Here is a 20,862-nt window from a genome sequence, read left to right as displayed (position 1 = left end):
GGATAGTGCGTTCGGGAAATTTAAGGCTTTAAGGTAAGGAAAAAATTCGGTTTTTTAAAGGGAGCGAAGCGAAAACGGGTAAATGCTTAAGCCTTTTTCAGGTATTTGATCAAATGCTTTTCAAGGTCACCTGTACCCTTTTTCAGTTTTTCGTAACCAGTCCAGGTTTCTACAATTACACCCTGCGGCGAAATGATGTAGAAGCCCGGAAAGCCCGGTGCACGGTACTTTAACATGGTTTTGCCACGGAGGCCAGTACCATCGTTGAGGCTTACCCAGGTTACTTTTTCATCTTTGATACCCTTTAGCCATTCCGCTTTTTTATCAGCAGAAAAGGTTATCACGTTTAATTTATTTTTATATTTTTTGGTCAGCATCCGCAACTCATCTGCCGACGTCACACAGGGGCCGCAGTGTACCGATGAAAAATCGAGCAGGATAAACTTACCGGTGTAGCTTGAAAGCTTGTGGAGTTTATCAGTGGCATCGTAAGCTTCGAAATCGTAAATCTTGTCGCCTACCTTTAGCTCTACTATTTTGTCTGTGTTTTTTAAACCGGTTGATTTATCGGAAATTTTGGAAGAAGCCTGCGCACAAAGTACGGCTGGGCTCATCATCGATAACAAAAATATCAGCTGCCATTTTTTCATCATATTACACATAAATCTCTCCCTTTAAATAAGTAACAGCCTTGCCAGCCATTAAAACCCGGTCGCCTTTCAACTCGCACCAAAGCTCGCCTTTACGGGCGCTAACCTGGTAGGCATGCAAAATGTTTTTGCCTAAGCGCCCGGCCCAGTAAGGTATTAAATTACAATGCGCCGAACCGGTAACCGGGTCTTCGGGTACGCCTGCGGCAGGAGCAAAGAAACGCGATACAAAGTCAACACCCTTGCCCGGCGCGGTTACAATAACGCCAAGGGTATCTATTTTGGCCAAAGCGGAATGATCCGGCACCATGCCTAAAATATCTTCTTCGGTTTCATAAACCAGCATATAATCGCGCGAGCGGAATACTTTCAGCGGCTTCTTGCCGCCCAAAGCCGCCACCAAACCTTCCGGCGCATCTGCCGCAAATGGTGGGCGAGAGGGGAAGTCCATGGAATATTTTTCACCATCGCGTTTTACTACGAGGGTGCCGGCTTTTACGGTATCGAAATAAATAGTGTCGCCCTCATATCCCAACTCGGTGAAAATAATATGTGCCGAAGCAAGGGTGGCGTGGCCGCAAAGGTCTATCTCCAGTTCGGGGGTAAACCAACGCAGCAGGTAGCCGGTGTCGTTCTTTACAAAAAAGGCGGTTTCGGCCAGGTTGTTCTCCAAAGCTATTTTTTGCATCACAGCATCGGGCAGCCACTCGGTAAGCGGACAAACAGCAGCCGGGTTGCCACCGAATAACTCATCGGTAAAGGCATCAGCCTGGTAAATTGGGATAGTCATGGTAGTAAGATTTAAAGAAAGCAAATTAAGCTATCTGTTGTAATCCTGGGCATTTAATTGGGAATTATTTATGTACAAATGTTTTTAGCATTTTTGTATATCGAAAAACAGCTGCCATGGAAAATAGATCAATAGTAGACCGGCTTTTAAAAAACATGAACAACATGCACGAACTTGGCAGACAACGTGCGTTTGAACTGGGCAACCCGTTTTATGCGCAGTTTGAAGAGGATGAAGGCTACTGGCGCAAAGAAATGCCTAACGGCGAGAAATTCCTGGTGACCATTGAAGTTGTAACTGATGAACGTGACATCCCAGTTGAAATTAACGATACCATAATAAGAAAGTTAGATTGATGGTAAAGCCAGAGCTTATCTTCATATCAGGATGTAACGCGGCTGGTAAATCCACATTTATCCGCACACGGCTGAATGAGTTAGAGGATTTTGTAGTGTTGATGACGGATGTATATAAAAGCAGAACGAAAGAGATGGCTTATCAGGCTATCTCAGGTGGTAAAAGCGTATTAGTGGAGACTGTATTTAACGATGCGTCTTTTAGCTTAATAGTAGATGCGGCAAGAGACGCCGGGTATAGAACTTCTTTAATTGCATTATTTTTAGATAACCCTGATCAATCTTTTAGTCGGGTTGCTTCAAGAATTGTCAAACAAAACGGATTAGTCATATCGAAAGGAAATGTCCGGATAAATTTTAACGAAAGCTTTAAAAACCTTGCTCAGTACTTCTTCTATTTCGATCGGTCGGATTTTATATATACCGGCCTGAGCGGCCAAAATAAATTAATAATGAGCTTTAATAAAGGCGGGTTGTTGTCGTATACAGCTTCAGAATTAAGCTATCCTCAAAAATTTGCTGAATACAGTTATCGTAAAGAGAGATTAAATGAAGATGCTTATAACATAATAACAGCTAATCAGGATTTTACAAAATAAGACCTTCTTTACTTCCCGCTCAAATAACCGTAAGTAACCAACTCACTGTTATCGCTGATGTGTTTTGTTACGCCATTGGCCAATAAAATTACCTTATCGCTTACTTCTAAAATATTGTAGTATTGGTGGTCGGTTACGATGATGCCTTTGCGTTTGGCGCAGGCGCGGATCACCGGCTTAAATTCCTCTGCCTGGATGGGGGATATGTGGGTAAAGGGCTCATCCAGCAAAATAAAATCGGCACGACTATGGATGATTATCATCGTTTCCAGCTGCCGCAGTTCCCCGCCCGAGAGTTCGTGGATCTTTTTACCGGCATTACGCCGGAAGATGGGCAATGCGGTAAACTCAACCCATGATTGCGGGTCCACTATTTGCTTCGCGAGTTTTTCTATTTCAATTCCCGCTGGCAGGTAGTTGTGCTGCGGCAAGTAGGCTATACGGTTGTTGTGGTAACCCTTTTGGATGTATTGCTCATCTATACTCACATACCGGTACCCCGCTTCCAGCGTGCCGAAAATTATCTTCAGCAACGATGATTTCCCGCAACCATTTCGCCCCAGTAAACCTATTACCTCGCCCTGCTTGCAGTTGAGGTAAACACTCTGTAAGATCTTGCGCCCGTCAAACTCGAGTTGTACGCTATCTACCTTTAATGTTTTCATCGTTTTATTAAAAGTAAGATGGTGAGCATAGCGAAATAGACAGCCAGGTCGATTCCATAAGTGTAGGCATACATCCGCCGGATACTGTAACCGGCATTGCGGTAATACATGTACACATTTTTAGCAGTGTAGCTTTGCAGGAAAGTGGTGGAGGCGTAGCCTATCAGCTTGAAAAATAAAACTAAGCCCGCTATTTTTGCGCCGTATGTACCAACAAGCCATAAACAGGTAAAACTAAACGCGAGGTTCCAAAGAAATATAGGTTTGTAAAAGTACCAAACGAGCTTTCGGATATCAGACATTGAATTGATTGTGCCAAGGCAGACAATCGCTAAACGCTATCTGTAAATTGATATTGCGTAGAAGAAGCAATCGGGCATAAAAAAACCTCCGCTGTTTTGGCGAAGGTTTTTAATATCGGTTTGGGCTGTTACCCAAGGTATGATTTCAGGATCTTGCTCCTTGAGGTATGGCGTAAGCGTTGCAGGGCCTTGTCTTTTATTTGACGTACGCGTTCGCGTGTTAAATTGAACTTTTCGCCAATCTCTTCGAGCGATAGCGGGTGGTTGCTGCCTAAACCGAAAAACAATACGATGATCTCACGCTCGCGTTCGGTAAGGGTTGATAAAGAGCGTTTTATTTCTTCGGATAACGATTCGTTTATCAGTATCGAATCGGTATCTGGTTCCTTGTTTTCCAGTACATCCAGCAAGGTGTTCTCTTCGCCTTGTACGAAGGGGGCATCCATACTTACGTGGCGGCCGCTGTTACTCAGCGTATCAGATATTTTATCAACGGTTGTTTCCAGTATATCGGCCAGTTCTTCTGGAGATGGCTCGCGTTCAAATTCCTGCTCCAGCTTGCTGAATGCCTTGCTTATTTTACTTAAAGAACCTACCTGGTTAAGCGGTAAGCGCACAATACGACTTTGCTCGGCAATGGCCTGTAAAATAGACTGGCGAATCCACCAAACAGCGTACGAAATGAATTTAAATCCCTTTGTTTCATCGAAACGCTTGGCAGCTTTGATGAGGCCCAAATTGCCTTCGTTTATAAGATCGCCAAGGGTAAGGCCCTGGTTTTGATATTGTTTAGCAACGGACACTACAAAGCGAAGGTTTGTTTTGGTTAACCGTTCTAACGCGGCCTGGTCTCCCTCGCGTATTTTTTGAGCTAAGATTACTTCTTCTTCGGCAGTGATCAAATCAACTTTACCAATTTCGTGCAGGTATTTGTCGAGGGATTGCGACTCACGATTGGTAATGGATTGCGTTATTTTGAGTTGTCTCATCTATTTAGTTAAACCTCGATTCTGTTTTTAGAATTGAACGTGCAAAGTTATATTTTTGTTTCTTAAAGTTAAAAAACGCCGTTGCTAAAATGCAATATTTATTGATATATTAAAAGCAATTTTAAAGTTTATCAAGGCTAAATATTTCTTTAACCTTAATGCCTTTTTCGGTTTGCTGCAGAGTGCAGCACTCGTTTATTGGGTCGTGTTCTAAATACAATATGTATTCCTTTTCCACCGCTTCGTTCCAGTAAATTTTTCGTTCATCAAGCGTTTTCAGCGGGAACATATCATAGGCCATCACATACGGCAGGGGCAGGTGGCCTACAGAAGGCAGCAGGTCTGCCATATATAATATTTGCTTTCCTTTATAATTGATTAGTGGCAGCATCATGGCATCGGTATGCCCGTAGGCCAGGCGGATACTGATATCACCGGTAAAACTTGCACCATCCAAGGCATCAATAAACTGTAATTGTCCGCTCTCCTGTATCGGTAAAATATTCTCTTTCAGGAAGGAGGCCCGCTCCCTGTCGTTAGGGTTTATGGCCCAGTCCCAATGCTGTGGGTTACTCCAATAAATAGCATTTTTAAAAGCTGGTTTCAGCAGCTCGCCATCATGTAAAACCGCGCCGCCCACATGGTCGAAATGGAGGTGGGTGAGGAACACATCGGTAATATCATCCCGATGGAAACCCTTGGCGGCAAGTGAGCTATCCATAGTTGCGTTGCCGTGCAGGTAGTAGTGGCTAAAGAACTTTTCGCTTTGTTTATTGCCGATGCCGGTATCTATCAGGATTAGCCTGTCGCCATCCTCTACCAGCAGGCAGCGCATAGCCCAGGTACACAGGTTGTTGTCGTCGGCAGGGTTGGTTTTTTGCCAGATGGATTTTGGCACCACGCCAAACATGGCGCCACCATCCAATTTAAAAAAGCCGGTATCTATAGTGTGCAGTTTCATAAGTGACACGAATTTCACGAATTAAGGCGAATTGTACGAATAAAAATGAAGCGGCACGAATACACTTGTCGGGCATCTAATATTTCTTCATAATCTCAACCAGCATTTTGGCGATCAAAGCGTGCCCTTTGTCTGAAGGATGCAGGCCATCGTAGGTCATATTCATAGCTTCTTCGGGGTAAGGGTAATCATCGGTTGCAGGGTTGTAGGGAATGGTAGTGTATTCTGGATAGGTGTAGTTTTTATACCCGCCGGTTTTAGGATTGCGAAGGCGGCGGAAGTTTACCGCGTTTTCTACGGTGATGCCGCTTTTATAATACAGGTCGGCAAGCTCAAAATGTTCGGCTTTTGCAATCGCTTTAACGGCGTCTGCGTATTGCGACAGAAAAACGCCGTCTTTGGGGGTATATTGACCCTGGATAAATACCTTGGGGTTGTTCAGGTCCACATAAGCTGTACGCTGCAGCGGGGTCATTAAAATGATTTTAGCATCCGGATTAAGGGAACGGATCTTGTTTATAATAGTGCGGTACGAGCCATAAGCCGTCTCGTTGCCGGTATTTTCATGGTAATCCTTCAGGGTGCCGATAGGCAGCCCCACCCACCAATCGTTAGTGCCCAGAAAAACCGAATAGATATCTGCTTTTTCGAGGCCTATCTTCTCTATATTATCGGCCATGCTTTTTGCCGTCCACCCCGGGTAACCATGATTGGTAAAATGGATATAAGGCAACGTTGCCGTTACATCATCCATAAAGCCTTTAGAGATGCGGTTTTGGGTAACCTCAGGTTTTCCGTTGGAGTAGGTAATAGAGTCGCCGATGGCCGCCCACTTCAGTTCTCTGCGTGTAGCAAAACAAATTACAGCTACCAACACAACCAAAACCAGCAATAGTTTTTTCATCATCTAATTTGGCTATTAAAATGGAATTATCAAATCGCTTGGGGTGCTTTGTTAAATTTCGGCCGTACGGAATGTTTTGAATTGTAATTGCTGATTTATATAAATTTCTTAAAACTATAGTTTAAGCTGGTTTGTTGCGTATCAAACTAATTGCAAGTGCAGATGGAAAACAAAGAAGGCATTGAAGTAGCCGAAAAACAAAATCATCAACCCGGGATAGAAGCAGAGATGGACCCGCGGCCGGAATATATTAAACCAAATTATAAAGCGGCAGGTAAACTGGAAGGTAAAGTGGCCATTATCACCGGTGGCGATAGCGGCATTGGCCGGGCTGTAGCAGTACATTATGCCCGCGAAGGCGCTAATGTTACCATTGTTTACCTGGATGAACACGAAGACGCCAAAGAAACCAAAGCACTGGTAGAAGCGGCTGGACAGAAGTGCCTATTAATACCAGGCGATGTAAAGGAGCGAGTTTTTTGCCGTATAGCCGTAGAACAAACCGTGGCTGAATTTGGCAAGCTGAACATCCTGGTGAACAACGCCGGTATGCAGGTGCCCCAAAAGGAGTTTACCGATATTACCGAGGAACAACTGGAGGATACCTTTAAGACGAACATTTTCGCGTACTTCCATTTTGCGAGCGCTGCTATGGAGCATTTGCAGGAAGGTGATACCATTATCAATACTACATCGGTAACGGCATACCGCTCATCGCCAAATTTGATCGACTACTCATCCACCAAGGGCGCTATAACCACCTTCACCCGCTCGCTGGCTACCAACCTCGTGAAAAAGGGGATCCGGGTGAATGCTGTGGCCCCCGGCCCGGTGTGGACGCCGCTTATCGTATCTACCTTCGACGAAGAGAAGATAAAAGATTTTGGCAGCGAGACCGCTATGAAACGCGCCGGGCAGCCATCAGAACTGGGGCCGGCGTATGTTTTCCTGGCATCAGATGATTCCTCATTTATAACAGGCCAGGTGATACACATAAATGGGGGAGAAGTGGTGAATGGGTAGGGATGTACCTGATGATTGTGAAGCTAACTTAGACAACGGGAATGATAGTATCTGAAGTCAACTAATTAATAGAAGTGGCTTCCACAGTCACCCCGCTTGCTTCCAAAAACTTGCTTATCGTCCCAAACGGCAACCCCTTTTGTTTACAGCTTACGATCAGTTCTTCCATCCGCTCCAACATAGCCCCCCCGCTATTCTTACCCACATAGCCCGGGAAACCAAACCGTTCTTTATCGGTAAGATCTGTAAACTCCCAGGGGTGGTAATACAGGTTAAGGTAGCCGTCGGTTTTGTAAGTTTTATGGCACAGGTATTTATAAAACCACATGGGGAAGTTATGTAGCGCCAGCCAAAATAGGGGCAGTCTTAGTTTCGGACTTACCGATGCAGGCAACTGCAGCACCCCGCTTTGCCAAAACATGGTGCGCGAAACTTTGAGGTTATTATACCGCCCCGGCAGCCAGGTTGGGTTTACGGAACTGTTGTAGAGGTAGCCGGCTTTGTGGATCTCGGCCTCGTCAACCGGCATCATACGGGCCATGCGGTAGCCCGTTACCGGTTGACCGGTAATGCCTTCCAATACCAATTTTGAGCTGAGCAGATGTGCCGGTTCAAATGCCGAATGGTAGTACCCGTGCGAAGCCACCTCGTGCCCCTCGGTTATTATCCGTTTAATCAGCTCCGGTTTGGCAAGCGCAAAGGTAGCGGTGCAAAAAAAAGTGGCTTTCACCTGCTGTTTTTGCAGCAGGGCCAGTATGATTCCGGTACCAGCGGTTGAGATGGCTATCTGCTCGTCAAATGAAATGATTTTGCCGTATTCAAACGGCATATCAAATTCTTCAATATCAAAACTCAACAAGATCATGCCGGTGCTGGTTAATGCTGCTGCTTTCTATCACATAATTTGGCCTCAGCTTGGTTTGCAGGAATATTTTGCCCACGTAAATACCAATAATACCCATAATAATGAGCTGCAGGCCGCCCAAAAAGAATACCGACATCAGGATTGATGCCCAACCCGCCGAAGCATAGCCAACAATGGCATGGCCCGTATAATAACAGTACAGCACATACGGCAGGCATATAGCCGTTAAGGTAGAAAAACCAAACCCCAGGTAAACTGCAAAATAAAGCGGACGAATACTGAAGGAGGTGATCCCCTGGAAGGCAAAGCGTACCATTTTGATGAACGAGTACTTACTCTCGCCCGAGTGGCGCGGATCGGCCACATAGTTGATGCCATATTGCGAGAAGCCCAGCCATTTGATAATGCCACGCAAAAACGGGTCTATCTCTTTAAACTGCAGCAGGGCATCGGCAACCTTACGGTCTATCAGCCTGAAATCGGCGGTGCCCGGCTCCATATTAATTTCCGACATGCGGTTGGCCAGCGCGTAAAACATATTGGATGTGGTGCGCTTAAATAAGGAGGTTTCCGCAGCAGATTTACGCCTGCTGTAAACAATATCATAGCCTTCTTCCCATTTGGCTAAAAAAGCGGGGATCAGCTCCGGTGGGTGCTGCAAGTCGCCATCCATGCAAATAACGCAGTGCCCGTCGGCATAATCCAACCCGGCTTTTAAAGCGTTTTGGTGGCCAAAATTGCGGCTCAGTTTTATATAATGGATGCGGCTGTCCTGGCTGTTGAGCGTTTTGAGCAAGTTGGCGGTCTCATCTTTACTGCCGTCATCTACAAAAATAAATTCATAATCGTAAGGCTGGGCGGCAAAAACCTTGCGCAGGCCCTGTATCAGGATGGGTAAATTTTGTTCTTCGTTAAACGCAGGCACAACAACCGACACCTTTTTTTGAGGCCCGTTTATGCTGTTTGTTACGGTGTTGGGGTATCTCATATAGTTTGGTGGGTAGGGGCTATTAAATCCGGGGTTGTAGTAATGAGTATTAACTGCGGCGATGGTTTTTTGGCCAGCATTTCTTTTATTACAGCAAGCCAAACCATAAGGCAAGGCAATGCTTTAAGGCCGTAAGGCAGTATCAAATTGGTTTTAATATACGCCGGGAAAATATCGGTACGGAAAAGGCTGCCAAAATAAAGCGCGAACACGAAAAGGGTTATTTGCACTTTGCTGAAAGGCTTCGGGGCCGAAATAAACCAAATTGCTATCCCCGTAAAAGCAATGATATAAGTGCATTGTTCAGACCCGGTGCTGAATAACACCACAAATAACAGGCACGAGGCCAGCATTAACAGCCTGGGGCGCATGCCTTCGGCCATATAATTTTTAAGGTTAGATACGCCAAACAGCGCCAGCCCGGTTAACAGCACTGGCAGAATACTTATAGGTAGGGCGGTAATACGGCGCAGCATCCCCATTACAGAAATATCCTGGTTGTTATTAGTCATTACCAGGTTTTCGGCGTTCTTACTTACCAGCGAATGGTACCAATCCAGGTAGGAGCAGGCGATAAACTGCGGTGAAAAAAAGAGCATCGGCAATACGAAAAACACGGCGGCCCAAACTGCCAGGCCTAAAATAAATTGCTTTTTTTGTTTGGATAGCAGGAAGAACACGATGCCGATAACGCCGTAAAGCTTAATAAACAACCCCAGCATAATAAACAGCGCCGCCCAAAAGTCCTTCTTTTTATCAACCAACACCCAGGTAAGGATCAATAAGCCCGCAATGGCGCCGTTGGTTTGATACTCTTTTAGCGAGAATATAAGTTCCTGCGTACAGATGATGCAGATAATGTTTTTTTGAAGATTACTCAAAGGCAATTGCCTGATGGCAATGAAAAGGAAAATAGCATTGCAAACCTGCCAGAGATAGATACCCAATTGCCCCTTTAAAACCGCGAAGGGCGCTATGATGACGCAAAATATAGGGCCGTAATGGTTGCTGTCGAAATAATATTGCGGGTAGTTGGCGTATAAATTTTGCCCCATGGAGGCATTGAAATAGGTGTACTTAAATATGAGGTAATTGTTAATTGAGCCATAACCAAGATTTTTAAAAGTATAAAATACGGCTATCAATACCCAAGCAGAGAGGATAATATACTTGTTAGCGAGAAGTTTATAAAACAGGTTCGGTTGCCCTATGTTGGTCATTGAGTATTTTGTTACTGCTCATCAGTACGGTGAAAGCCGGGCTAATGAAACAGTGGTTTGAACAATAGTTTTATTAATTAGTGGGATAAAGATAGCTGATTTTTTGAAATTGTATTAAAAATGTTACAAAAAATCAACTCATTTTCGGTGGAGTTAAAACGTACTAAATTACCGTTAAATTTGGCTTGTAAATAGTGGCCAAACAATGTTTAAACAAGTGCTTTTTGGGGTATTTACATGCGCCGTTTCCAACTTTAGCGCGCAATGCTTTTCTTTGACCGATAAAACTTAAATAATTTGGCGAAGGATATTTTCGGGCAGGCTTTGTGGGACCACTTCAAAACAGCGAAGTCCGCCAAGCTTTTCATCAATAATAAATACGGCCCCAAAGAGGAAATGCCGCTGGACATTTATTTCCGTGGGGAAGACGAGATGCCCGATCTGGAATTGCTGGCCTTGGACCAATGCAAGGGCCGGGTGTTGGATATTGGCGCAGGGGCGGGCAGCCACGCGTTGGTATTGCAACAACGGGGCATTGAGGTTACAGCGATGGACATATCGGGCAAGGCTGTGGCTATTATGCAGGAACGCGGTGTGAAACAAGCTATTGAGCACGACATATTTAATTACGGCGGCGAAAAATTTGATACCCTTTTATTGTTGATGAATGGGATAGGGCTTTGTGGCAATATTCAACAATTACGTGTATTTTTACAGCATACCAAAAAGCTCCTTAAACCGGGCGGCCAATTATTATTCGATTCATCTGATATTGCTTACTTGTACGAAGGCAACCCGCCTGCCGGTAACTATTACGGCGAGCTATGGTACCAGTATGCCTACAAAGGGCAAAAAAACGAGTGGTTCCAGTGGCTGTATATTGATGCGGATACCCTGATACAGGTAGCTGCCGAAGAGGGTTGGGCGATAGAGATACTGGATGAAGATGATATGGATGGGTATTTGGCGAGGCTGATGCCTATTGATTAACCAATGATGATGAAAACCTTTTACAAAACCATACAAACCCTGTGCCTGCTTTTATTAGTCGCAGGCACCTTACAGGCCCAAACTAAACTTCCATCATGGGCTTTTGGCCCGTTTGTAAGGCCGGCAGGCGTGAACCCACTCATCAGTCCCGATACCACAACGCGTTTTAACGACCCCATGTACAAGCGCAGTGTGGACTGGGAAAGTAACGACACCTTTAACCCTGCGGCCACCATTAAAAATGGCAAAATCTATGTTTTGTACCGCGCCGAAGATAAATCGGGCACCGGGATAGGAGGAAGGACCTCGCGCATCGGGCTTGCGGAAAGCAGCAATGGAACCACGGTGAAACGCTCGCCTGTACCCGTACTCTATCCATCCAATGATAGCCAGAAAGCATTTGAGTGGACCGGCGGCTGCGAAGACCCACGCGTTGCCATGACGGCCAGCGGCACCTATGTGGTTTTCTACACCCAGTGGAATCACGATCTGCCACGCCTCGGCGTTGCTACCTCTAAGGACCTGAAAACCTGGGTAAAACATGGCCCGATCTTTCAAAAAGCCTATAACGGTAAGTTCCATAAAATAGCCAGCAAATCGGCCTCCATTATTACAAAACTGGTGAACGGCAAGCAGTTGATTGCCAAGATAAACGGCAAATACTGGATGTACTGGGGCGAATCCGGCGTTTACGCCGCCACCTCAACCGACCTGGTGAACTGGAAACCCTTAATTAATAAAGACAGCACGCTGAATGCCCTGATATCGCCACGCCGTAATTATTTCGACAGCGACCTCACCGAATGCGGGCCGCCGGCTATCATCACACCAAAAGGTATTGTGCTGTTATACAACGGCAAAAACAACCCAACTTACGGCGATAAAAACTATACTGCCAATTCTTACTGCGGCGGGCAGGTAATGTTCTCTACAACAGACCCTACAAAAGCCATCAACCGCTTAGATACGCCCTTCTTTGTTCCGCAGGAACCCTTTGAAAAAAGCGGGCAATACCCGGCCGGTACCGTATTTATGGAAGGGCTGGTTTATTTTAAAAGCAAATGGTTTTTATATTACGGCTGTGCCGATTCGCGGGTAGGGGTGGCTATTTACACACCGGGGAAATAGAGGAAATGATTTGGGATTTCGAATGTTAGATTTCGGATTTTGAAATGACTTTAGGTTGTCCGGCCGCAGGTAATGCCATCATATTCGTGAATTTTGTGCAATTTGAGTTGCAATTGTGCACATTTGAAATCTGCATATCTGTACATCCTCCACTGTAACAATTTTGCGGGGATACAATAAACATTTCAATTTGTTTGCAAATGAAATTAATTCATATATATTTACCAACGAATTATACCCCTAATTGGCACCAGATTTAGTGAAAAGGTTTTTTGCGATATTCTTATTGAGCGTGCATCTGTTTTATACAGGAGGGTATAATATATTCTTCCAATATTTCATCCATCAGTCTGAAGTGCAGATGGTAAAGCAGATCTACGAAAATAAAGTAGATGCTACACAGCTTATCCAGATAAAACTGCCAATGCATAACCCACAAATGCAGGACTGGCCCGACTACGAACACGTACAGGGGCAAATTCAGTTAAAAGATAATTATTACAATTACGTTGGCGTAAAAATGACCAAGGACACCATGTACCTGGTTTGTATTGCCAACAGCGTAAAAACCCGGTTGGTGAGTGCCAACCTTATTGTAGCCAAAGATGTAAGCGATGTACCGCTGAGCAAAAAAGGTTCGGAAGCACAGGTGAAGAAAGCCGCCGGTGGTATCGAATATAATAACCCCATTGTTCATTACAGCTTTGTTACCTTCTCCCAAACTTTGAAAGGACATGAGAACCCTATATCTGCAAAGTTAACCAATCCTTACATCGAATCTCCGGGCAAACCGCCCAACTTCAGCTCATAACAAAATATATTTGATTTTGTATCCCTTACATTTTTTACTGTGCCTCATCATTGAGGGATAGTTATTCATCTTGCATTTCGCCGTGTTGGTACCCGGTAAAAAATGTAAAGGATATATGTAAATACCCGCGCTTATGTATAAGCCAGTTACGCTGACATATTAACTTAATAATTTTATCCTAATTCCTTTTTATGAAATATCTTTTACAATATACTTACAGGTATTGTGTTGGTATTGTTGCTTTTGTTACCCTGACGCAAACGGTTTGTGCGCAAACAGAAAGCGATGCTATCATGATCCCGAAAAACTATTTATGCGTTGCCGGCATGTACGCCCACAATAATTGGGACCACTACTGGGAAGGCACCCTAAAACGCGAAAATTTAAACCTTGGCGATATAAGCAGCAATATTTACAACGTTGGGGTTGTTTACGGGCTTAGCAACCGCATCAATATATCTGCCTTTACGCCGTACATTACAACTAAGGCAAGTGCCGGTACATTACGCGGCCAGCGCGGTTTTCAGGATATTAACCTGGCTTTTAAGTGGATGGCTGTGCGCGAGCAAATTGGCCGAGGCCTGCTTAGCTTCCATGCCATTGCTTCGGGCTCTATCCCCGTAGGTAATTATCAGGGAGATTATTTGCCTTTTGCACTGGGTAGCCGCAGTAAAAGCATTGCCGTACGAGGTTTAGTGAACTACCAGATAGGCAGATTTTTTGTTGCCGGCGCGGGGCAATACATCCGCAGGGACAACATGACTATTGACCGCGATGCTTATTATACCACCGAAATGCATTATACCAACCAGGTAGCATTGCCAAATGCCACAAATTTTTTAGTTAGCGCAGGTTTCCGCAGCCTCTTATTAAATGTAGAAGCTATTGCAACAAAATATACTACACTGGGCGGTTTTGATATCACCCGCAATAACATGCCTTTCCCAAGCAACCGTATGAATGCCACCGCAATAGGTGGTTTAGTAAAATATATGCCACAAACTATAAGAGGGCTTGAGTTTACCGCAGGCAGCAATTATGTAGTAGCAGGCCGCAACGTAGGCCAAAACTTTCAAATAATGGGTGGTATAGATTATGTTTTTTCGGTAAAAAAAGAAAAGAAATAAAAAGGGGAGAAAATCATGAAAACAAGAATACTATATATATCAGCATTATTATCGGCGGCTCTTTTTGTGGCATCGTGCAAAAAAGATATTACCGAGCGTAACCAGGAGTTCCCAGCGTTGGCACCAGCCAATATTGACCTGAATGCGGATACCTGGGTGCCTATTTTAACAGGTGCATCAACTTTTACAGTAGCTACGCCGGAGGCCATCACCACGCCAAATTACCTGGCCGATCTGAACGAAATAAAAAGCTATCAAAAAAACCTCACCAGCGAACAAAAAGACATTATCAAATACTGGAGTGCAGGCTCGGTATTGCGCTGGAACGAGATCTTGCGCGAACTGGTTGCCAAACACAACCTGCCACCATACCAAAACGACGATGGGAGCTACCCTTTCCCAAGTGCTGCAAATCCATTGGCTTACCCGCTGTTCCCATTCTCAAACCCGCCATACGCGGCCCGTGCTTATGCTTATGTAAGCGCTGCGCAATACGATGCGTTGGTACAGGCCTGGAAGTTTAAAAAATCATTCAATCGTGCGGCACCGTACAAAAACGATGTAAATGTGCAGGCATTGGTTCCAAAATCCGATCTGCCGGCTTACCCAAGCGAAGACGCTGTTGTTGCCGGTGTTACCGCGCAAATGATGGTGCTGTTGTTCCCCGGCGATTTGGATTACATTCAAAAGAAAGTTGCCGAAGAAAAACTGTTCCGTTTAATGGCTGGTGCCAACACCCGGTCTGACTGGGATGCAGGGGAAAACTTAGGTAAACAGGTTGCAGCCGTGTTTTTAGCGCGCGCCCGTTCAGATAAAGCCGGTGCCGCTATTGGTACCCAAACCGACTGGACTAAATTTGAAACCGACGCGAAAGCCGCAGGCAACACCCCATGGATAAGCCTTGAATTGCCGCACCGCCCGCCAATGCTGCCCTTGTTCACTAAAGTTACCCCGCTATTGTTACCGGCAGCTACTGTAGCAGCAATTCGCCCTGCAGCGCCTTATAAAGAGGGTACCGCTGAGTATGAAAAGGATATGCAGGAAGTAATGGCCATGAGTAACGACCACAGCCGCGAGCACGAACGCATTGTTGCCTTTTGGGCTGATGGTGTGGGTACTACAACGCCGCCAGGCCACTGGAACGCCATTGCCGCCGAAGAATTTGTAAAACATAACTACAGCGAAGTACGCTGGGCGCGCAACCTTGCGCTATTGAACATGGCCGAAATGGACGCTGCAATTGTATGCTGGGACACCAAGTATTTTTACTTTAACCCGCGCCCAACACAAATGGTGGCCGGCATAAAAACGCTGACAGGTATACCAAACTTCCCGTCTTACATCTCCGGCCACGCTACGTTTAGCGGTGCTGCAGCTACCGTGCTGGGATATTTGGTGCCTGAACGTGCCACAGAGTTTATGACAATGGCAAACGAGGCGGGTATGTCGCGCCTTTATGGGGGTATCCACTACCGCAACGATTGCACTGTTGGCCTGGCAACAGGTGTTAAAGTGGGAGCGTATGCTGTAGCAAAAGGCAAGGCAGACGGATCGAACTAAAAACAGCAGAGAGAGAAAGAATTATTGCTGATGAGAACTGAACAAAAACTGCATTATATTTTACGCATTGCCGTAGCGATGTGTTTTATTGGCCACGGCGTTTTTGGTGTAATTACCAAAGAGATCTGGTGCAATTATTTTGCGGTGTTTGGTATTGGTAAAGCAAGCGCTTATTCGCTGATGCCATGGGTTGGCGCTTTCGATATTTTAATGGGTGTAATTATGCTGGCTTACCCGGTGCGCGCCATAGCGTTATGGCTTGTGGTGTGGGGTGCGTTCACGGCGTTTTTACGGCCAATGTCGGGCGAGCCTTTTGCAGAAGTGATAGAGCGGGCGGGTAATTTTGGCGCGCCATTGGCGTTGCTCATCCTATCCGGCGGTATAAAAAACTGGAAACAATTATTTGCGCCGATTGACTCATCGGCGCAAGTAAGCCCAAAAACAATGGAAACTGTAAGCCATTGTTTAAAGGTGGTGGTTTTTTTACTGCTGATGGGGCATGGCTGGTTAAATGTTATCGAAAAGAAAGGGCTGTTAAACCAGTACGCTTCGCTTGGGTTTTCGCACCCGGGTAAGGTTGCCGTAATGGTTGGCGTTTTTGAGATAACGGCTGCGCTTATCGTACTCATCAAACCCGTTAGAAATATATTGCTTGTATTGTTCATCTGGAAGATCTCCACCGAATTGTTTTATCCGCATTACGAAGTTTTTGAATGGATAGAACGCGGCGGTAGCTACGGGGCAATACTGGCATTATGGTTCGCGCTTAAAGGAATACCATCCGGTTTTAGCATACCCTCTCTGCAAAAAATTAATAAACAAAAATCTACTAACTAAGTATAAATTCCCCGTAAACTACCGGGGTTACTGCCGGCCTTTGTTGGCCGGCAGTATGCTAACATTTACAAATTTTTTAAGCCCCATATTATCATGAGAATTGTATTAAAATTTACGGCAATTATCGCCGTCTTCTTATTCCTGACGAAAACCGAAGTAAAAGCGCAAGGTTGCGTAGCTATCCGCAGTACAGGTGGCCTTTGTAATATGGACGAGCATCCCGACAGCACAACTTCGGGTGGTGTATGGTTGTTTAACAGTAACAGCCGTTACTACCGGTCATACAAGCATTTTGTAGGTTCCGAGGAACAAAAACAGCGTATAGCGTTGGGTACTAACGTAATAAATCACTCTTACGCGCAGGACCTTACACTTACCCGCATCTTTAACAACCGCTGGTCGTTCTCGTTAGATATCCCTGTGTTGGATAACAGCCGCTCATCGTTATACGAGCATGGTGGAAAAGAGCGTCGCCTTACTCATTCATTCGGTGTGGGCGATATCACCCTAAAAGCTTATGCATGGTTATTGAACCCTGCTAAAGCTAAAAAAGGGAACATACAGGTAGGGTTAGGCTTAAAGCTGCCTACAGGCTCGTACACCTACCAGGATTATTTTTACAACACTGGTACAGGCGGTGCTAAAACGCTTGGCCCGGTAGATCAGTCTATCCAGTTAGGCGATGGTGGTACCGGCATTACAACCGATATCAACACCTATTACAACTTCTCGCATAAATTTGGCTTGTACGGTAGCTTTTACTACCTCATCAGCCCGCGCGAGCTAAACGGCGTATCGTCTGCACGCGGTGGTACAGCAAGTGCCAAAGCCGTTGCCAATGGCAGCGATATTATGAGCGTACCAGATCAATTGATGGTTAGGGCCGGTGCAAACTATGGTGCAGGTAAATTCAACTTCTCTGCCGGTATCCGTTACGAATGCCTGCCGGTTAAAGATCTTGTAGGCGGCAGCAATGGTTTCCGCAGGCCGGGTTATATCACCTCTATAGAGCCGGGTGTAACTTACCGTATCAGCAAATTCTCTATTTACACTTTTGTACCGGTAGCTATTGTACGTAACCGTACCCAAAGCGTACCCGATAAAATTTCTACACAGTTAACAGGCGTAAATAGCCATGGCGACGCGGCGTTTGCAGACTACGCGGTAAACCTTGGCGTATCGTTTAAATTGTAATTTCTAATAAGTGTTTAATTAATTGGTTAAAAGCCGGGGTGTTTTACCCCGGCTTTTTCTGTTTAACAGGCACCAAATATCGATTTGTGAAATTCGTGTCCATTAAATGTCTTATTGCGTATTATTGATGAAAATTGTGCCAACTCTTTAATAGTTTTACCACATGAAACTTGCCGAACAAAATTTTACAGCCTTAAGGCTTATTTTACCTCCCGCGCCAAAACCGCTTGGAGTGTACAAACCTTGTTTAATTGATGGAAAGTACCTGTACGTTTCCGGCCATGGAACAGTTAAAAGCGATGGGAGCCTTATCATCGGTCGCATAGGCCAGGACCTTACGGCCGAAGAAGGTAAGCTTGCTGCAAGGCAGGTTGGTTTAGCTATCCTGGCAACCATAAAAGCCCACGTAGGCAGCTTAAATAAAATTAAGCGTGTAATAAAAGTGCTGGGTATGGTTAACTGTACTTCTGATTTTGAAAAGCATCCCTTTATTATAAACGGCGCGAGCGAGTTGTTTGCTGCTGTTTGGGGCGAGGATAATGGCATAGGTGTACGCAGTGCGGTTGGCATGGGCTCACTGCCCGATAATATCCCCGTGGAGATAGAGGCTTTATTTGAACTGGACCTATAAATGAACGCGTGGACGACAGCTATGTGGTACACCATAAACGAGGTTGATAAACTGGATACACCTGCATTGGTGGTTTATCCCGAGCGGGTGAAATACAACATTAGCCTGGTGAAAACCATGGTTGATGACGTCAGCCGCCTTCGCCCGCATGTAAAAACGCATAAAAGCCCGGATGTTACCAAACTGATGCTGCATGCCGGCATTGGTAAATTTAAATGTGCCACCATTGCCGAGGCCGAAATGCTGGGCACTTGTAACGCTCCGGATGTGTTGCTGGCTTACCAGCCCAACGGACCAAAGCTGGCAAGGTTTATCCGGCTGATTAAAACTTACCCCGACACGGCTTTTTCTTGCCTGGTTGATAATATTGGTACTGCAAATGCCATTGCCGAAGCTGCTTTAAACGACGACTTGATAGTTCCCGTTTTTATCGATCTGAATATCGGCATGAACCGTACAGGCATCAGTCCGGCGGATGCTTTGGAATTGTACCAGGCCTGCGCAGAAATAGAAGGCATTACCATAAAAGGCCTCCACGCCTATGACGGGCACATCCACGATGCCGATTACAGTGCAAGGCAGCAACGTTCCGATGAATCGGTAGAACCGGTACTTGCGCTTGCAATGGCTATCTATGACGAGGGCTATCCCGCGCCGGTTGTAATAGCAGGTGGTTCGCCAACTTTTCCAATCATCGCCCAAAGAGAAACAATAGAATGCAGCCCCGGCACCTTTGCCTATTGGGACAGGGGGTATGAACTGGCTTTTGAAGAACAGCCTTTCCAAACGGCCGCCTTGATTATTGCCCGCGTTGTTTCCCTGCCCGATGAAACGAAGGTTTGCATTGATGTGGGGCATAAATCAGTTTCGGCAGAGAATGAACTGAGCAAGCGGATCTACTTCCTCAACGCGCCCCAACTGGTGTTTAAAAGCCAAAGCGAAGAACACCTGGTGGCTGATGCAGGCCCCAACCATCATTTTAAAGTAGGCGATATTTTGTATGGTTTACCTAATCATATTTGCCCAACAATAGCTTTATACGAACGCGCTATAACTATTGAAGATCAAAGCATTACGGGTGAGTGGTTAAATGTGGCGAGGGATAGAAAAATAACGATTTAAAAATCATTCTATCTGTGTAATCAAAATATAATCTGTGAAATCCCAAAAGTTATCTGTGAAATCTAAATAAGATATGTTTATTATAGACGCCCATCTCGACCTCAGCATGAACGCGCTGGAATGGAACCGCGACTTAACGCAGCCCATTGCAGCTATCAATGCGCGCGAGGCCGGGTTAACCGATAAACCGGATAGGAGCCTCGGCGTGGTTTCCCTGCCCGAACTGCGTAAAGGAAATATAGGATTGGTGGTGGCTACGCAAATAGGGCGTTACGTGGCCCCCGATAATAATCTACCGGGTTGGCACTCGCCGCAGCAAGCCTGGGCGCAAACCCAGGGGCAATTAGCCTGGTACAATGCCATGGAAGATGCTGGTGAGATGGTGCAAATACACAATCTTGTTTCACTCGAAAGGCACCTGCAACTTTGGGCAGATGAAGAAGACAACCCTAAAAAACAGGTAGGCTATATCCTCAGTTTAGAGGGTGCCGATTCTTTTGTAGATGTAAGCTATTTAGAACGCGCTTATAAAAATGGCCTCCGCGCTGTAGGTCCGGCGCATTACGGCCCTGGCAGGTATGCCAATGGAACCGATGCAACCGGCAAAATGGGTGCAAACGGATTGGAGTTGCTGAAAGAAATGGAGCGCCTGAATGTGATACTGGACGCCACCCACCTTTGCGACGATGCTTTTTGGCAGGCACTGGATAACTTTAACGGGCATGTTTGGGCAAGCCACAATAACTGCCGCGCGCTGGTGAACCATAACCGCCAGTACAGTGATGAAATGATCAAAGCACTGATAGGCAGGGAGGCGGTAATAGGCGCCGCCCTGGATGCCTGGATGATGGTGCCCGGATGGGTGAGGGGCCAGTCAACCCCAAAGGGGATGAATTGCAACATGGAAGTGATGGCAGACCATATTGATCATATTTGCCAGTTGGCAGGCAACGCCCTGCACGTAGGCATGGGCACCGACCTGGATGGTGCTTTTGGCAAGGAGCAATGCCCCTACGACCTGGAAACCATAGCCGATCTGCAAAAAGTACCCGCGATATTAAAGAAACGCGGCTATACCGATGCTGATATTGATAACATGATGCATGGCAACTGGTTAAGGTTTTTAAGAACAGCCTGGGCCTAAATAAAT

The 20,862-nt window shown here is 45.6% G+C and carries 23 protein-coding genes; 13 read left to right on the top strand and 10 right to left on the bottom strand.

Features of this window, described 5'->3' with window-relative positions; all coding sequences use genetic code 11:
• Window positions 1-86 precede the first annotated feature (86 nt).
• Window positions 87-653: a TlpA disulfide reductase family protein gene (locus ABIX36_RS16055; RefSeq protein ID WP_348083179.1), complete on the bottom strand. Its 567-nt coding sequence runs from the start codon at window positions 651-653 to the stop codon at window positions 87-89.
• Window position 654: 1 nt separating this feature from the next.
• Window positions 655-1,440, bottom strand: coding sequence for a PhzF family phenazine biosynthesis protein (locus tag ABIX36_RS16050; RefSeq protein ID WP_348083178.1), 786 nt, complete (start codon window positions 1,438-1,440; stop codon window positions 655-657).
• A 116-nt stretch (window positions 1,441-1,556) separates the two neighbouring features.
• On the opposite strand from ABIX36_RS16050, the gene ABIX36_RS16045 reads away from it, so the two are divergent.
• Window positions 1,557-1,796 carry a hypothetical protein gene (locus tag ABIX36_RS16045; protein ID WP_348083177.1) on the top strand — a complete coding sequence of 80 codons (240 nt, stop codon included), beginning with the start codon at window positions 1,557-1,559 and terminating at the stop codon, window positions 1,794-1,796.
• Window positions 1,796-2,395, top strand: a complete 600-nt coding sequence (locus ABIX36_RS16040; protein WP_348083176.1) for a zeta toxin family protein — start codon at window positions 1,796-1,798, stop codon at window positions 2,393-2,395. The genes ABIX36_RS16045 and ABIX36_RS16040 overlap by 1 nt, the downstream gene beginning before the upstream one ends.
• An 8-nt stretch (window positions 2,396-2,403) precedes the next feature.
• Here ABIX36_RS16040 and ABIX36_RS16035 read toward each other — a convergent pair whose 3' ends face one another.
• From ABIX36_RS16035 to ABIX36_RS16015, 5 genes are all read right to left on the bottom strand, one after another.
• Window positions 2,404-3,060: an ATP-binding cassette domain-containing protein gene (locus tag ABIX36_RS16035; protein WP_348083175.1), complete on the bottom strand. Its 657-nt coding sequence runs from the start codon at window positions 3,058-3,060 to the stop codon at window positions 2,404-2,406.
• Window positions 3,057-3,362 carry a hypothetical protein gene (locus ABIX36_RS16030; protein WP_348083174.1) on the bottom strand — a complete coding sequence of 102 codons (306 nt, stop codon included), beginning with the start codon at window positions 3,360-3,362 and terminating at the stop codon, window positions 3,057-3,059. The genes ABIX36_RS16035 and ABIX36_RS16030 overlap by 4 nt, the downstream gene beginning before the upstream one ends.
• Before the next feature lie 128 nt (window positions 3,363-3,490).
• A complete protein-coding gene (locus ABIX36_RS16025) occupies window positions 3,491-4,351 on the bottom strand; it encodes an RNA polymerase sigma factor RpoD/SigA (protein WP_348083173.1) in 861 nt (286 codons plus the stop codon).
• Window positions 4,352-4,472: 121 nt separating this feature from the next.
• Window positions 4,473-5,312: an MBL fold metallo-hydrolase gene (locus tag ABIX36_RS16020; RefSeq protein ID WP_348083172.1), complete on the bottom strand. Its 840-nt coding sequence runs from the start codon at window positions 5,310-5,312 to the stop codon at window positions 4,473-4,475.
• Window positions 5,313-5,388: 76 nt separating this feature from the next.
• A complete protein-coding gene (locus tag ABIX36_RS16015) occupies window positions 5,389-6,219 on the bottom strand; it encodes an SGNH/GDSL hydrolase family protein (protein ID WP_348083171.1) in 831 nt (276 codons plus the stop codon).
• A gap of 159 nt (window positions 6,220-6,378) precedes the next feature.
• Here ABIX36_RS16015 and ABIX36_RS16010 point away from each other — a divergent pair, with 159 nt between their 5' ends.
• Window positions 6,379-7,239, top strand: a complete 861-nt coding sequence (locus ABIX36_RS16010; protein ID WP_348083170.1) for an SDR family oxidoreductase — start codon at window positions 6,379-6,381, stop codon at window positions 7,237-7,239.
• Between the two features lie 61 nt (window positions 7,240-7,300).
• On the opposite strand, the gene ABIX36_RS16005 is transcribed toward ABIX36_RS16010, so the two are convergent.
• Genes ABIX36_RS16005 through ABIX36_RS15995 form a run of 3 tightly spaced genes read right to left on the bottom strand, consistent with a single transcriptional unit; the run spans window position 7,301 to window position 10,312 of the window.
• Window positions 7,301-8,104: a polysaccharide deacetylase family protein gene (locus ABIX36_RS16005; RefSeq protein ID WP_348083169.1), complete on the bottom strand. Its 804-nt coding sequence runs from the start codon at window positions 8,102-8,104 to the stop codon at window positions 7,301-7,303.
• Window positions 8,085-9,092, bottom strand: coding sequence for a glycosyltransferase family 2 protein (locus ABIX36_RS16000; RefSeq protein WP_348083168.1), 1,008 nt, complete (start codon window positions 9,090-9,092; stop codon window positions 8,085-8,087). Before ABIX36_RS16000 ends, ABIX36_RS16005 begins: the two co-directional genes overlap by 20 nt.
• Window positions 9,089-10,312, bottom strand: a complete 1,224-nt coding sequence (locus ABIX36_RS15995) for a glycosyltransferase family 87 protein (RefSeq protein WP_348083167.1) — start codon at window positions 10,310-10,312, stop codon at window positions 9,089-9,091. Before ABIX36_RS15995 ends, ABIX36_RS16000 begins: the two co-directional genes overlap by 4 nt.
• A gap of 297 nt (window positions 10,313-10,609) precedes the next feature.
• Here ABIX36_RS15995 and ABIX36_RS15990 point away from each other — a divergent pair, with 297 nt between their 5' ends.
• The 10 genes from ABIX36_RS15990 (at window position 10,610) to ABIX36_RS15945 (ending at window position 20,856) form a co-directional block, all read left to right on the top strand.
• A complete protein-coding gene (locus ABIX36_RS15990; protein ID WP_348083166.1) occupies window positions 10,610-11,302 on the top strand; it encodes a class I SAM-dependent methyltransferase in 693 nt (230 codons plus the stop codon).
• Between the two features lie 3 nt (window positions 11,303-11,305).
• Entirely contained in the window at window positions 11,306-12,430 is a 1,125-nt protein-coding gene (locus tag ABIX36_RS15985; protein WP_348083165.1) for a glycoside hydrolase family 130 protein, read from the top strand.
• Between the two features lie 292 nt (window positions 12,431-12,722).
• A complete protein-coding gene (locus ABIX36_RS15980; protein ID WP_348083164.1) occupies window positions 12,723-13,241 on the top strand; it encodes a hypothetical protein in 519 nt (172 codons plus the stop codon).
• Window positions 13,242-13,432: 191 nt separating this feature from the next.
• Window positions 13,433-14,368 (top strand): hypothetical protein, encoded by a 936-nt coding sequence (locus tag ABIX36_RS15975; protein WP_348083163.1) that lies wholly within the window; start codon window positions 13,433-13,435, stop codon window positions 14,366-14,368.
• A 15-nt stretch (window positions 14,369-14,383) separates the two neighbouring features.
• Window positions 14,384-15,928 carry a phosphatase PAP2 family protein gene (locus tag ABIX36_RS15970; RefSeq protein WP_348083162.1) on the top strand — a complete coding sequence of 515 codons (1,545 nt, stop codon included), beginning with the start codon at window positions 14,384-14,386 and terminating at the stop codon, window positions 15,926-15,928.
• Between the two features lie 30 nt (window positions 15,929-15,958).
• On the top strand, window positions 15,959-16,765 hold the full coding sequence (locus ABIX36_RS15965; RefSeq protein WP_348083161.1) for a hypothetical protein: 807 nt from the start codon (window positions 15,959-15,961) through the stop codon (window positions 16,763-16,765).
• A 93-nt stretch (window positions 16,766-16,858) separates the two neighbouring features.
• A complete protein-coding gene (locus ABIX36_RS15960; protein WP_348083160.1) occupies window positions 16,859-17,959 on the top strand; it encodes a hypothetical protein in 1,101 nt (366 codons plus the stop codon).
• Window positions 17,960-18,122: 163 nt separating this feature from the next.
• Window positions 18,123-18,590, top strand: coding sequence for a RidA family protein (locus ABIX36_RS15955; RefSeq protein WP_348083159.1), 468 nt, complete (start codon window positions 18,123-18,125; stop codon window positions 18,588-18,590).
• Complete coding sequence (locus tag ABIX36_RS15950) at window positions 18,591-19,712, top strand: D-TA family PLP-dependent enzyme (protein WP_348083158.1); 1,122 nt, start codon at window positions 18,591-18,593, stop codon at window positions 19,710-19,712.
• Between the two features lie 73 nt (window positions 19,713-19,785).
• A complete protein-coding gene (locus tag ABIX36_RS15945) occupies window positions 19,786-20,856 on the top strand; it encodes a membrane dipeptidase (protein ID WP_348083157.1) in 1,071 nt (356 codons plus the stop codon).
• The last annotated feature ends 6 nt before the right edge of the window (window positions 20,857-20,862 follow it).

It is taken from the genome of Mucilaginibacter sp., assembly GCF_039925265.1.
Lineage (GTDB): Bacteria > Bacteroidota > Bacteroidia > Sphingobacteriales > Sphingobacteriaceae > Mucilaginibacter.
Note: the sequence above shows the minus strand (reverse complement) of the source record. Positions and strands in the feature narration are given on the sequence as shown.

Bases quoted from the DNA above. Each gene is read 5' to 3' on its own strand.
- ABIX36_RS16055 (WP_348083179.1), bottom strand. From the start codon at position 653: ATGATGAAAAAATGGCAGCTGATATTTTTGTTATCGATGATGAGCCCA.
- ABIX36_RS16050 (WP_348083178.1), bottom strand. From the start codon at position 1,440: ATGACTATCCCAATTTACCAGGCTGATGCCTTTACCGATGAGTTATTC.
- ABIX36_RS16045 (WP_348083177.1), top strand. From the start codon at position 1,557: ATGGAAAATAGATCAATAGTAGACCGGCTTTTAAAAAACATGAACAAC.
- ABIX36_RS16040 (WP_348083176.1), top strand. From the start codon at position 1,796: ATGGTAAAGCCAGAGCTTATCTTCATATCAGGATGTAACGCGGCTGGT.
- ABIX36_RS16035 (WP_348083175.1), bottom strand. From the start codon at position 3,060: ATGAAAACATTAAAGGTAGATAGCGTACAACTCGAGTTTGACGGGCGC.
- ABIX36_RS16030 (WP_348083174.1), bottom strand. From the start codon at position 3,362: ATGTCTGATATCCGAAAGCTCGTTTGGTACTTTTACAAACCTATATTT.
- ABIX36_RS16025 (WP_348083173.1), bottom strand. From the start codon at position 4,351: ATGAGACAACTCAAAATAACGCAATCCATTACCAATCGTGAGTCGCAA.
- ABIX36_RS16020 (WP_348083172.1), bottom strand. From the start codon at position 5,312: ATGAAACTGCACACTATAGATACCGGCTTTTTTAAATTGGATGGTGGC.
- ABIX36_RS16015 (WP_348083171.1), bottom strand. From the start codon at position 6,219: ATGATGAAAAAACTATTGCTGGTTTTGGTTGTGTTGGTAGCTGTAATT.
- ABIX36_RS16010 (WP_348083170.1), top strand. From the start codon at position 6,379: ATGGAAAACAAAGAAGGCATTGAAGTAGCCGAAAAACAAAATCATCAA.
- ABIX36_RS16005 (WP_348083169.1), bottom strand. From the start codon at position 8,104: ATGATCTTGTTGAGTTTTGATATTGAAGAATTTGATATGCCGTTTGAA.
- ABIX36_RS16000 (WP_348083168.1), bottom strand. From the start codon at position 9,092: ATGAGATACCCCAACACCGTAACAAACAGCATAAACGGGCCTCAAAAA.
- ABIX36_RS15995 (WP_348083167.1), bottom strand. From the start codon at position 10,312: ATGACCAACATAGGGCAACCGAACCTGTTTTATAAACTTCTCGCTAAC.
- ABIX36_RS15985 (WP_348083165.1), top strand. From the start codon at position 11,306: ATGATGATGAAAACCTTTTACAAAACCATACAAACCCTGTGCCTGCTT.
- ABIX36_RS15975 (WP_348083163.1), top strand. From the start codon at position 13,433: ATGAAATATCTTTTACAATATACTTACAGGTATTGTGTTGGTATTGTT.
- ABIX36_RS15970 (WP_348083162.1), top strand. From the start codon at position 14,384: ATGAAAACAAGAATACTATATATATCAGCATTATTATCGGCGGCTCTT.
- ABIX36_RS15965 (WP_348083161.1), top strand. From the start codon at position 15,959: ATGAGAACTGAACAAAAACTGCATTATATTTTACGCATTGCCGTAGCG.
- ABIX36_RS15960 (WP_348083160.1), top strand. From the start codon at position 16,859: ATGAGAATTGTATTAAAATTTACGGCAATTATCGCCGTCTTCTTATTC.
- ABIX36_RS15955 (WP_348083159.1), top strand. From the start codon at position 18,123: ATGAAACTTGCCGAACAAAATTTTACAGCCTTAAGGCTTATTTTACCT.
- ABIX36_RS15950 (WP_348083158.1), top strand. From the start codon at position 18,591: ATGAACGCGTGGACGACAGCTATGTGGTACACCATAAACGAGGTTGAT.
- ABIX36_RS15945 (WP_348083157.1), top strand. From the start codon at position 19,786: ATGTTTATTATAGACGCCCATCTCGACCTCAGCATGAACGCGCTGGAA.